The 12,759-nt window shown below is 33.5% G+C and carries 9 protein-coding genes; 4 read left to right on the top strand and 5 right to left on the bottom strand.

Translation table 11 applies throughout. The features are described 5' to 3' along the window. The first annotated feature begins 83 nt into the window (after positions 1-83). The 4 genes from ACJJV4_RS08850 to ACJJV4_RS08835 all read left to right on the top strand — a co-directional run bounded on the left by ACJJV4_RS08850 (position 84) and on the right by ACJJV4_RS08835 (position 3,931). Complete coding sequence (locus ACJJV4_RS08850) at positions 84-545, top strand: hypothetical protein (RefSeq protein ID WP_405293529.1); 462 nt, start codon at positions 84-86, stop codon at positions 543-545. 150 nt (positions 546-695) lie between these two features. Next, positions 696-1,757: a pyridoxal-phosphate dependent enzyme gene (locus tag ACJJV4_RS08845; protein WP_405293527.1), complete on the top strand. Its 1,062-nt coding sequence runs from the start codon at positions 696-698 to the stop codon at positions 1,755-1,757. A gap of 42 nt (positions 1,758-1,799) precedes the next feature. After that, positions 1,800-2,870, top strand: coding sequence for a DUF1611 domain-containing protein (locus ACJJV4_RS08840; RefSeq protein ID WP_405293525.1), 1,071 nt, complete (start codon positions 1,800-1,802; stop codon positions 2,868-2,870). Next, positions 2,870-3,931 (top strand): mandelate racemase/muconate lactonizing enzyme family protein, encoded by a 1,062-nt coding sequence (locus ACJJV4_RS08835; protein WP_405293523.1) that lies wholly within the window; start codon positions 2,870-2,872, stop codon positions 3,929-3,931. The genes ACJJV4_RS08840 and ACJJV4_RS08835 overlap by 1 nt, the downstream gene beginning before the upstream one ends. A 64-nt stretch (positions 3,932-3,995) precedes the next feature. Here the strand turns inward: ACJJV4_RS08835 and ACJJV4_RS08830 are convergent, their stop codons facing one another. From ACJJV4_RS08830 to ACJJV4_RS08810, 5 genes are all read right to left on the bottom strand, one after another. Next, positions 3,996-6,545, bottom strand: coding sequence for an adenosylcobalamin-dependent ribonucleoside-diphosphate reductase (locus ACJJV4_RS08830; RefSeq protein WP_405293521.1), 2,550 nt, complete (start codon positions 6,543-6,545; stop codon positions 3,996-3,998). A 207-nt stretch (positions 6,546-6,752) separates the two neighbouring features. After that, positions 6,753-9,005 carry a tetratricopeptide repeat protein gene (locus tag ACJJV4_RS08825; protein ID WP_405293519.1) on the bottom strand — a complete coding sequence of 751 codons (2,253 nt, stop codon included), beginning with the start codon at positions 9,003-9,005 and terminating at the stop codon, positions 6,753-6,755. A 257-nt stretch (positions 9,006-9,262) separates the two neighbouring features. Next, positions 9,263-9,925: a response regulator gene (locus ACJJV4_RS08820; RefSeq protein ID WP_405293517.1), complete on the bottom strand. Its 663-nt coding sequence runs from the start codon at positions 9,923-9,925 to the stop codon at positions 9,263-9,265. A 1-nt stretch (position 9,926) separates the two neighbouring features. Further along, entirely contained in the window at positions 9,927-11,555 is a 1,629-nt protein-coding gene (locus ACJJV4_RS08815; RefSeq protein WP_405293515.1) for a tetratricopeptide repeat protein, read from the bottom strand. A gap of 117 nt (positions 11,556-11,672) precedes the next feature. Continuing rightward, complete coding sequence (locus ACJJV4_RS08810) at positions 11,673-12,500, bottom strand: universal stress protein (protein WP_405293513.1); 828 nt, start codon at positions 12,498-12,500, stop codon at positions 11,673-11,675. Between the last annotated feature and the right edge of the window lie 259 nt (positions 12,501-12,759).

Here is a 12,759-nt window from a genome sequence, read left to right as displayed (position 1 = left end):
TCAGAAATTTTAGAGTATCTTAGTAGAACATTACTTACATGTGTTAATCTAAAAAGAGTTCACTTTAAATATCCTCATCAAAAATGAAAAACAATGCTACAACTACCAATCGTGTTTTCAAAAAATTATCATATTTAATATTAATTTCATTGATTTCAATGTCTTGTAATTCCCGAACTAATGAGAAAAAAATTGAAACTATGGAAGGCGTTTGGGAACTGAGCGAATTCTATCATCTTGCTAATGGAGATACGCTCTTAATAGATACTACAAAAGTGCAACATAAAATATACCTAGACGGCCATGTAATATGGAATACAGATCCTGCCCAAGATGCTTCCGAATGGCATGGATATGGTACTTACACTTTCCAGAACGACACTATTATTGAGCAACTCATCTCCATGTCTAAATCCATGAAAAGTGACATTAACACTTACATTATTCCAATAGAACGTATTAATAACTCTTACAAACAAGTAAATACGTACACCAACAATGATACTGTTTATCATAACATTGAAATATTTAAAAAGATAAATTAGAATTCCATAGTTCTAAAAACATCGACAAATAAACCCTTTTATTACAAACAATTACACTCAAAAAAATTAATAAAAATTTATTTAAAAAAAAGCCTTTGTTATTTTATTTGTATCTAAATTAGATAAGCAATTAATAAATATATAAATGCTATGTTACTAAGGGATGGCGTAAAAAATGCAGAGATAAAAGTCGCTTCGGAAACCCGAAAATTGAGTGATTTTGTTAAAGATAAAAACAAATCGCTTATAGACCGCTTAGAGCATTTCGAGGATATAATAAATATTGAAGTTGGAGATACTGGATTAAATAGAGCCAAAGCCTTAGAGCGTGAGTTCGATATTCGCCAACTATACATTAAATACGAAGGTGATAATCCCACAGGCACACAAAAAGATCGTATTGCATTTGCACAAGTCTATGATGCTTTACGTCGAGATTACGATACTATTTCCCTAGCAACTTGCGGTAATTATGGCGTAGCCGTAGCATTAGCGGCAAGTTTAGCAGGCTTAAAGTGTAAAGTGTTTATTCCTGAAACTTACCATACCGAGCGAATTACGGAAATGGAAATGCTTAATGCGGAAATTATAAAACTAGAAGGTAGTTATGAAGATGTTGTAAAATCTAGCACAGATTATGCTTTTGAGTATGGTTGGTACGATGCCAACCCCGGAGGAGCCAATACACCTTTGCAGATTACAGCTTATGCACAAATAGCTTACGAAATTGTAGAGGACTTAGGTGACGCCCCTAAATATTGCGCTGCACCGGTTTCTAACGGGACCTTGTTTGCAGGAATATATAGAGGTTTTGTTACGCTTTATAAACGTGGCAAAACATCGCGTATTCCAAAAATGATAGCAGCCTCATCCTCACATAAAAACCCCATTGTGAGTTCTTTTAAAAAAGGATTAAGCAACTGCGAAGATTTAGACCCCAAATCCATAAAGGAAACTATTTATAATGAACCACTGATAAATTGGCATAGTTTTGACGGCGAAGAAGCTTTATTTGCATTAAAAGAATCTAAAGGATACGCTTTTAACGTAAGTGACAAGAAAATGAAAGAGATGGCTAATTTTTTATTAAAAAAAGAAGGCCTAAAAATACTTCCAGCCTCAACAGCAGGACTAATCGGGTTGCTAGAACTCGATGAAGAATTAAATTTTGAACCAGACCGCTTTGTAGCTGTCTTAACAGCAAAAAACTAATAAATACGCTTAATTAAGCATATTTTAAAAACTAAATTAAAGATGAAAAAGAAAATAGACGGACGCGCACTTGTATATTGTGAAGGCGCATTTAATACACCTAATGGCAAAACGGCTCATGGCTTAGTACGTTTTACCGAACGCTATGAAGTTGTTGGCGTTATTGATAGCAAATATGAAGGCCAAGATGCTGGAAAAACATTAGACGGAAAAAAGAATGGTATTATAATTTTTAAAGATTTAACTTCTGCTATTAAAGAATTAAAAAACTCTGGTGCTTTACCTAAAACCTTGGTTATAGGCCTAGCTCCCGATGGAGGAAGATTACCGCAAGAAGCTAAAGCTACCATAAAACAAGCACTTACCTTAGGCTGGAACGTAGATAGTGGTTTACACGATTTTTTAACAAACGATGAAGAGCTTGTAAAAATAGCTGAAGAAAAAGGTAGCCGTATTCGTGATGTACGCAAAACGCCAGATCGTGATACTCTGCATTTTTTCTCCGGAGACATTGAAAAAGTAGACTGCTTAAAACTTGCTGTTTTAGGTACAGATTCTGCTATTGGCAAACGTACCACAGCATGGCTAATTGTTCAAGGTTTACGTAAAGCAAGCCGCAGTGCAGAAATGATTGGTACGGGACAAACCGCTTGGATGCAAGGCGCAAAATACAGCATGATTATGGATAGCTGTATTAACGATTTTGTTTCTGGTGAAATAGAACACGCCGTTGTTAGCGCTTACAAAAATGAAAAACCAGATGTTATTGTTATTGAAGGTCAAGGCAGTTTAATGAACCCTGCTTATCCTGGTGGTTTCGAAATTCTGGCTGCTGGACGTCCAGATTATGTTATCTTACAACATGCACCTACTCGCAAGGAATACGATGGTTTCCCTGGCTATAAACTGCATACATTAAAAAAACAAATTCAAGCTATCGAAACTATTTCTGGTGTAAAAGTATTGGCAATAACTGTAAACCATGAAGGTATGACGGCTGAAGAAATTACACCTGCATGCCAAGCAATTACTAAACAAACGGGCTTACCTGCTTTTGATGTTTTAGCACATGGTACCGATGAATTGGTAGAATTATTAGATTCTAAATTATAATGAAAATAACCAATGTGTCATACGAGCGTCTAGACTTAAAACTCTCAGAACCGTACACAATCGCTTACGAAACCATTTCAAAAGCGGTAAATTTCATTCTTAAAATTGAAACAGATACACTTGCTATTGGTTATGGTTGTGCGGCACCAGATGCTGTAGTTACAGGAGAATCTCCTCAAGAAGTTGAGCAAGACATTAAAGATATTATCATTCCTTTTTTAAAAGGAAAAAATAGCTTTATGAGTACCGAGATTCTGCATGATTTAAAACCACTTCTAAAACGAAAATCATCAGCTTTAGCTATGGTAGATATGGCTTTATTAGATTTGGTTGCAAGAAGGCTAGATACACCCCTATATCAATTTTTAGGAGGTTATCGCCATAGCATCCCAACGAGTATCACATTAGGTATTTTACCTATTGAAGACACGTTGCGCATTGCCAGAGATTATGTAAAAGAAGGTTTTTTTATTCTAAAAATTAAAGGCGGACTTTCCGTGGAAGAAGATATAGAGAAAATGATACGTTTACGCGACTTATTTCCAAGCACGCAATTGCGTTTCGACGGAAATCAAGGTTATACAGTAAAAGAAGCTATCGCTTTTTTTGAAGGCACGAAAAAAGTAGGTATTGAAATTTTTGAACAACCAACCAAAGAAGGGATGGATGAGCTTTTGGGACAAGTCACTAAACACACAGGTATTCCTGTTATGGCAGACGAAAGTATTAAAACCTTAAAAGACACCTTTCGCTTAGCTCAAAATGAACGTGTAGATATGGTGAATATAAAACTAATGAAAGTTGGTGGTATCCGAGAGGCTATGCACATTAACTCGGTTTCGCAATCTGCTGGCTTAGAAGCTATGGTTGGCTGTATAGACGAGTGCAGACTTGGTATTTCGGCAGGATTACACTTTGCGCTTTCTAGACAAAATATAAAATTTGCAGATCTAGATGGGCATTTAGATATGATTGCAGATCCTTTTAAGGGCTTATTTAAACTAGACAAAGGTATTTTATATCCTAGTACGGCAGCTGGATTAGGATTGATTAAAAGTTAAAGTAAAAAAAGTGATAACGAAGAAAAGCAACCACCTTCGTTATCCCTTTTTTCTTGTGTTAAACTTAACCGCATTTAGATGCACCACAATCCTGACAAATTAAACAACCCTCTTGGTAAATTAATTCATTAGAACTGCAATTATCGCATGTTTGCCCTTTCGCTATTGTACCATCTTCAACATAGCGCTTTAAGGCGCGCTGCACACCATTTTTCCAAGTATTAATAAACTCCGAATCTAGCTGTAAGCTTTGTATTAACTCAACAATTTTATCAATAGGCATACCATGGCGTAACGTTCCCGAAATAAGTTTAGCGTAGTTCCAAAACTCTGGATTAAATTTATGAGACAAGCCTTCTATGGTTGTTTTGTAGCCTCGTTTATTTTTGTATTGAAAATCATAACGTGAAGATCCATCGTCATTTCTATTTTTAATTATAACCCCTTTCTCTACCCAACGCGGAATTAAAATACCATCTTCATCATCGGTTAAACCCGTAAAAATCTCGTATGGCTTGCCATCTACCAAACCAACAAAAGCAATCCATTTTTCTTTTTGATTTTGAAAACGAACAACATCAGCTTCCAAAATCTGTGGTCTTTTTTTTGAAAAATTATCGCTGGTAGTTTTTTCCGTTTTTTTGGTATCTGCAGCAATTAAAACTCCAGCGCGCGAACCATCACGATAAACCGTTACACCTTTACAACCAACTTCCCAAGCTTTTAAATACAATTCGCCTACTAACGCCTCGCTCGCCGTATTTGGTAAATTTACAGTAACACTTATGGAATGATCTACCCATTTCTGAATAGCACCTTGCATATCAACTTTGCTTTTCCAATCAATATCATTAGATGTTGCTTTGTAGTATGGTGATTGCTTTACCAACTCATCAAGTTCTTGCTGTGTAAAATTTTTCGAAGAATCGATATCATTTACCTCCATCCATTGTTTAAAACGATGATGAAAAACAATATATTCTTCCCAAGAATCGCCCACCTCATCCACAAAGTCCACACGAACATCTTTATCGTTCGGGTTTACTTTTTTTCTGCGCTTATATACAGGCATAAAAACGGGCTCAATACCAGACGATGTTTGCGTCATTAAACTCGTTGTTCCTGTAGGCGCAATGGTTAGTAAAGCAATATTGCGACGCCCATGCTCTAACATGTTATAATACAACTTGCTGTCTGAGGCTTTTAAACGTAAAATAAACGGATTCTCTTTTTCGCGGTCTGCATCAAAAATAGAAAAGGCGCCTCTTTCTTTTGCCAAGTTTACCGAAGCTCGGTAAGTTTCAATACATAATATTTTATGTACTTCCGTAGAAAAATTATTGCCAGATTCACTTCCATATCGAATACCTAAAGCGGCCAGCATGTCTCCTTCTGCCGTGATACCAATACCCGTTCTTCGTCCTTTAAACGCTTTTTGCTTAATATTTAGCCATAAGTTTCTTTCAGTAGCTTTTACCTCATCACTCTCCGGGTCTGCATCTATTTTCGCTAAAATAGCATCAATTTTTTCTAACTCTAAATCAATGATATCATCCATCATTCTTTGAGCAATTGTAATATGTTTTTTAAATAATTTAAAGTTGAATTCGGCCTGTTTTGTAAATGGGTTTTCTACATAGGAAAACAAGTTTATCGCTAGCAACCTACATGAATCGTATGGACATAAAGGTATTTCGCCGCACGGATTTGTAGATACCGTCTTATACCCTAAATCTGCATAACAATCTGGCACAGATTCATTAATAATAGTATCCCAAAATAAAATACCTGGTTCTGCAGATTTCCATGCATTGTGCACAATTTTTTTCCAAATCTGAACTGCTTCTACCGATTTAGAATATAGTGGCTTTTCACTATTTATTGGGTATTTTTGAATGTATGAGCTTCTATGCTTTACGGCTTCCATAAAGGCATTGTCTATTCTTACCGAGACATTAGCTCCAGTTACTTTGCCTTGTTCTAGCTTGGCATCAATAAAAGCTTCCGCATCTGGATGATTGATTGAAACAGACAACATTAATGCCCCTCGTCTACCATCTTGAGCGACTTCTCTAGTCGAATTAGAATAACGTTCCATAAACGGAACAATACCTGTAGAGGTTAATGCTGAATTTTTTACAGGCGAACCCTTTGGACGAATATGAGACAGATCGTGACCAACACCTCCTCTGCGCTTCATTAATTGCACTTGTTCCTGGTCTATTTTCATGATGCCTCCATAAGAATCGGATGTACCATCATTTCCAATAACAAAACAATTTGATAATGAAGCTATTTGAAACGGATTTCCAATACCTGCCATGGGACTTCCTTGAGGTACGATATATTTAAAATTTTTAATAACTTCAAATATTTCTGCTTGCTTCAATGGATTTGGATATTTTGTTTCAATTCTCGCTATTTCCGAAGCAATTCTTTGATGCATTTGATCTGGAGTGCTTTCATAAATATTATTAGCAGAATCTTTTAAGGCATATTTATTTAACCACACACTCGCGGCCAATTCATCACCTTTAAAATAGTTACGCGCAGCCTTTAAAGCCTCGTTTCTAGAATATGTTTTTTGAGGCTTCTGTAATGTTTGAGAATTCATACTTTTTTAGGAAGATTTTATAAATTAAGAAAGACTAAATGTCTTCAAAAACTAAAATCTAAAAGATGACAAATATCATAAAGTTTTCAATATTTTTTTTCAAAAACCTTATTTTTAAGTTTTTACAAAAAACAAATTAAACTAAAGTTCTCAATAATTTCAACATTATAAAACAAGAAAATTACTTTAACTTCAAAAAAAAGCAATTTAGTTTACAGTATTTAGCTGGTTATAAAAACCTGCATATTGTGCGTTATCTGGGAATAACTGCACTAATTTAGCTGCTACATTTCTAGCTTTATTTTTTTGATTTCCTTTATTATAAATATAGGCTAGTACATATAGTAAACTCTCATTGTTAGAATCCAATTTTAAACCTTTAGCCGCTATATTCTCGGCTTGTTTTAAGTTATTCTCTTTATCATAAAGCAAACTTAGGTTATAATAAAATCTAATGTTTTCTGGCCCGTGTTTTATAGCTAAATGCATTTGTTTTATAGCCTCATCTACTCTATTTAATTCGGCCAATAAGAGTCCGTAAGAATAATAGGTTATAGAATAATCGGGTTCTAATTCTATAATTTTTTTATAAGTGTCTTCTGCTTTTATAAAATTTTTATTTCTATAATATAAGTTAGCCAAATTAGTTCTCACAATATTATTAATATCATCAATTTCCAAAGCACTTTCATAACCACGAATAGCCGCTTGCAAGTCTCCTTTTTTTAAATTATAATCGGCTCTTTTTATTCTACCTCCAACAAAATCTGCCGTACTCTTTAAATTAATATCAAACTCTTTTTTAACTTTCTTGTAAACGGCATTATATTCATCAGGAATTTGAATTTCATCTAAAAACCCTAAGGTATAAAAGGCTTTAACTCTTACAGTGCGTTTTTCATCGTTTAGCATCGGTAATAAATAATTTACATAGTCTTTAGCATCTACCGTGCCCAAAACATCTAAAGTTGCACCTCTAACTAGTGCTGAATTATCGTCCAAAAAACTAATTAAATTATTTATAGTATTAGTATCAAAATAATTACCCATACCACTAACAGCTGAAGCTCTTGCTATATCAGGATATAGAGTATCTTTTGCCAATTCTTGCAATGCACCTAAACCCTGTTCTTCGCCAACCAAACCGGGCGCTAAAAGTTCTGAGAAATGTTTATAATCGGGCTCGCCATATTGTTTTTTAAACTCCTGCCAAGCCCAAGCATTATCTTTATCGGCATGGCATTGTACGCAGGCATTAGGTGTTCCGTATTTTAAGCTTAAATCTGGTCTTGGAATTCTAAAACTATGATCTCTTCTAAAATCATTTCCCATATAATATTTGCCCGTCATGTGGCAATTAATACACTTTGCACCTTCCGAGCTATTAGAATGAAAATGATGACTAGGTGTATCGTAAGTATCGGGAACGTGACATTGTGCACATAAATTATTACCTTCAAATTTAAGCTCTAATGAGTGTGCATCATGACAATTAATACAGGTTACACCGCTATGATACATTTTGCTTTGTATAAATGAACCATACACATAATCTTCATCCATAATTTGTCCGTCGGGATGATAGGTTCTAGTATTAATTAATTCAGGAAAATAATGATCGAGCATTGTGCCTTCAAAATTAAAATGCTCAGAAACTTGCTCTCTTCTCATGTGACATCGCGCACATTGATCTACCAAATCTTTTGGAGCAGTTCCAACCGTCATTTTTAAATCTCCAGAAAACGTATAATCCTTTCCTTGCAATGTGGCACGCTCAACATGGGTTTTACCAGGACCGTGGCAGGCTTCGCAACTAACATTAATTAAGGCATATTTGGTATCATAACTATGAGATTCAAAGTCATAATTTTTACGAACATTTGTGGAGTGGCAATCGGAACACATATTATTCCAATTTAAACCACCTCTAGACCAATGTAACCACTCGGAATGTACCACCTTAAAATCTGGGTATAAATCGAACCATTTTCCTTTTTCGGTATCCCAAGCCGTTCTAAGACATTGATAATGTCCGTTTGGAAACTGCACGATGTACTGCTGCAAAGGCTTTATACCAAAGGTATAAACAATTTTATAATCTTGATATGTACCTTCAGGGCCTTCTGTATTTACAAAAAAATCGGTTCCTTTTTTATAAAAATAAGAGGTAATCCCTTGACTTTTAAATTTTACATTGTTAAAGTTCCCTAAAATGCTAGAGTCTGAAACCTCTTGCATAGCTTTGTCGTGATGTGAGCCTTGCCATAAATTAAATTGATTAGCATGACACTCTTTACAAGTTTGATCTCCTAAAAAATGATTGTCTGGAATTTTAGCCGTTGAAGCAAAAACATTTTCGGTTTCGCTAGAGGCAGCCACATATTTAGCTTCTTTTTCTTTACAAGAAAAAAAAATACTCGTAATACATAAGGCAGCGACTGTTGTATTTATAAATTTCAATACTATTTAATTTTAAAATCTAAAATTAATTGATTTTTAAAGAGAAAAACCTAAATAATATCATGTTTTATAATAAGATAATTTGTTATCCTAAACTTTTAGTTAACCCATTAAATAAAACAAAACCATAAAAAAAACTCTGTGCCATTACAACACAGAGTTTAAAAGCTCCCTACAGCTTTATTAATAGCTATTTCAAAAATACTACTACTGCAGAGTTAATTCTTACGGGTTTCCGTAAAACCCTGTTTTTTTTTTCAAATTAAGCCTAAATCTTTCGCTACGGCTATTAAATGTATTGTGTTTTTGGAGTTCAATTGAATTTTGAGTTTGTTTAATCGCTTTTCAATAGAACTTAAACCCGATGGCGATAACCCTTTTGTTTTAAAAATAGCACTTATTTCCTCTTGAGACTTACCAATGGAAATATTACGAAGTAACTCAACATCATAAATATCAATTTCTAAATTGGATTTATTATTTAATGCCTTGGCTATTTTTGGAGAAAAATAACGCTTACCTTCATAAACAGATTTTACACTTTTGGATAGTTCACTTACACCATTTCGACCTTTACAAACGTATGCGTTAACCCCTATATTTACAAGACGTCTCACTTGTTGCAATCTATCGTCTACGGAATAGGCAATGATGTTTACTTCTGGGTGTTCTTTTTTTATAGCAGTTATTAAATCTTCTCCAGACTTTAGCATTTGCTCTCTATGATCGGTTTGAAAAGACAAGTCTGTAATAAGCAAATCGAATGGCTCATTATCTATTATCGCTTTCTTAAATTTAACATAAGCATCGTCACAATATTGAACTTTAGAAATATTTTCTATGTTCAACTTTTTTAAAATTGTAGACACACCTTGGTTTATACTCTCTAAATCATCAGCAATTAAAACTTTTTTAAACATATCATATTCTTGCTTTAACTTTAAAACCATTACCTATTTTGGTGCTAAAGATAACTGTTCCTTTTAATGCATGAATACGGGTTTCCACATTCTCAAGACCTCCAAGTCGATTTAATTCTGCTCCGACCCCATTATCCATATAATTTATGTCTAAAAAATTTTTATTTTTTTGAAATGAAATGGATACTAATGTCGCTTCACTATGCTTTTTCATATTAGTCATGAGCTCTTGTAGCACGCGGTATATAGTTGTTTTTTTTAATTCAGAAACGGTATCCCAATTAACATCTTTTAGGCCTCTGGTAATAATTACCAAATCGTCGGTTTCATAAACCAACAATAAATCGTTTAAAACAAAACTAAAATCGCTTTCTAAATCAATAGAGCCGCTTTCTCTTGAGATATCACGAGTTTTATTATAAATATGCTCGAGCTCATCTAGGAGCTCTTCTTTTTGACTATTTTCTTCGTATTGAAGCCTCGTCATGACTTGATAAACATCGTTAGCGACTTCATCATGTACTTTTTTAGAAATACGTTTTTCGGTATCATAAACCTCACGAACACGATCTTCTCTGTGTCGTATTCTTAAAGTGAAAAAAATTAAGGTGGATAATAAAATTACTAAAATCCAAAGCGTTAAATACAGCCACTTATAGGTTTCCTCCTTTTCTTTCTCAAATTCACTTACTAAAAGTTTGGTTTCATTTTCTTCTAATAATTGTTCATTTCGAATTAAATTATACTTTATAGCAGCAAACTTATTCTCCCGTAGCTGTTTTTCACTTATTAATTGTTTATTTAAATCAATATATCTACCAAAATCAGGATTGTTTTCAAACTCTAACTTTAAAGCTAAGGCTTCTAATTGGTAAGCTGGTGTTTGTATTCTATTGGAAACAGATGTTGCTTTATTTGCAAAATATCGTGCTTTTGTTTTGTTTCCTTTTTGATAATAAAACAAAGCTAGATGGCGGTAACTAGAAAAAAGCCCTGACAGGCCTCCTAATTCCAACCTCATCTCTAGGGCTGCTTCCATCTCTTTTAATGCTCTGCTATTGTTTATTTTTAAGTTGAAATATCCAAAATTATCAAAATAAGTTGCTTTAATTTTGGAAGTTTTTAAAGCCACAGCATCATCATAAAACGAGACTAATATATCCGCAGCTTTTTGGAAATTGTTTTGGTCTGCATATGTATTGCCAATATTTGTAATTATAGCAATTCTACCTTCGGTTTCCTTATTTAAGTCTAATGCTTGGTTGTAGTAGCGCCTAGCGTTTTCAAAGTCTTCCAACCTACGGTAAACCATACCTAATTGATTCGATAATCGCCCTTTAGCATCATTATTTCTCGATGGATTTGTAACAAGATCTAATAGCTTTAAGGCCTTAACACTAGCGACCTCACTCTCGTAAGGAAACCCCATTTTAAACTGCCCCAACGCTATTAATTCAAGATAATAAGCAGACTTAACAGTATCACCAACTAACAACCTCTGTTCTGCCTTTTTATTAAAAAACTCAAAAGATTTACCAATGTAATTAACATCCTTAAGCTCAGTAATAGCTTTATAATAAAACAATGTGCTGTCTATTTTATTTTGCGAAACCAAATTATGGTTAGCCATACAAAAGAGATTGATGACTATAAACCAAAAAAAAAGAAATGAAATTTTATTGACTTTCATTCCTCAAAAATAGAAACTTATTTTTAGTTACACCATAAAACTACACTAATTATAACCTTATTCAGGAATAACTAAAAACGGAATTTTAGCATGAAACCCAAGTTCTTTTATAACAGGCTCGTTAACAATTTTTTCTATTAAACTATGTCTATACTTTACCATGGCCAAAATATCTATTTCGTGCTTTTCGGTAAAATCATTAATTCGTTTAGCTTTTTCATTATATTTTGGTATACTATGGAGAGTATAATTGTGAGTATTAAAATATATTTTTAACATTTTTAAATTGAAAGCTTGGGTATCACTTAACGCTGTTTCTTCGTCTATATGAACAATTTTAATTTTAGAATGATATAAATTTATTAAATACTTTAAAGGTTTTATCTCTCTGATATGATAAAAACGACTAAAATCTGTTGCAAAAGCAATTTGTTTAGGCGTTACAAAATTAAATGCTTCTGGTATTAATAATACTGGGCATTTGCTAATGGCCATAATTACATTTACTGTTTTGCTTCCAAAGAAAAACTCTTTTGCACCCGTTGCACCTTTAGTACCCATTACCACCAAATCCATTTTGTGTGTTTCGCATGTGTGTTCTATAGCTTTATATAAATCTTGAGTGCTTAAAATAGTTTCAAATTTGTGTTTTGAGTTTGGCTCACAAAGTTCTGCGCGCTGCTTAAAATCTAGCAACTGTTTACTAGCAATTGCAGATATTTCTTTAATAATTTTATCTGGAAGATTAGAAAGTCCATTTCTTGGTAAAGCTATCGAATTTAGAAAATAAAACGTACAGATTTCTTGTTCAAAAAACTTTAACGCATAAAGTGACGCGCTCCATGCATTATCAGAAAAATCGGTAGGTAGCAAAATTCTTCTCATAAGTTTAAATGTAAGATTTAAATTTAAGTATTCAAAGACTTAAAACTTATGATAATTATCAGTTTATTATTTCAATATTTTAAAAACAAAAAAAGGGAACGCTTTGTATAAACACTCCCTTTTTTACACATTACTGAGATAATGCGAACTAACCAACTATAACTTTATAAAGAAACAGGAAGTAAAAACTTCCAATTTCAATTTTTATGAACTGCTTGATACTATTTATTAACCTTTAAATAAAACCTAATACACCATG

The organism is Algibacter sp. Ld11 (genome assembly GCF_045066735.1).
Lineage (GTDB): Bacteria > Bacteroidota > Bacteroidia > Flavobacteriales > Flavobacteriaceae > Algibacter.
The sequence above is the reverse complement of the archived record's forward strand: the minus strand, read 5'-3'. Positions and strand labels throughout refer to the sequence as shown.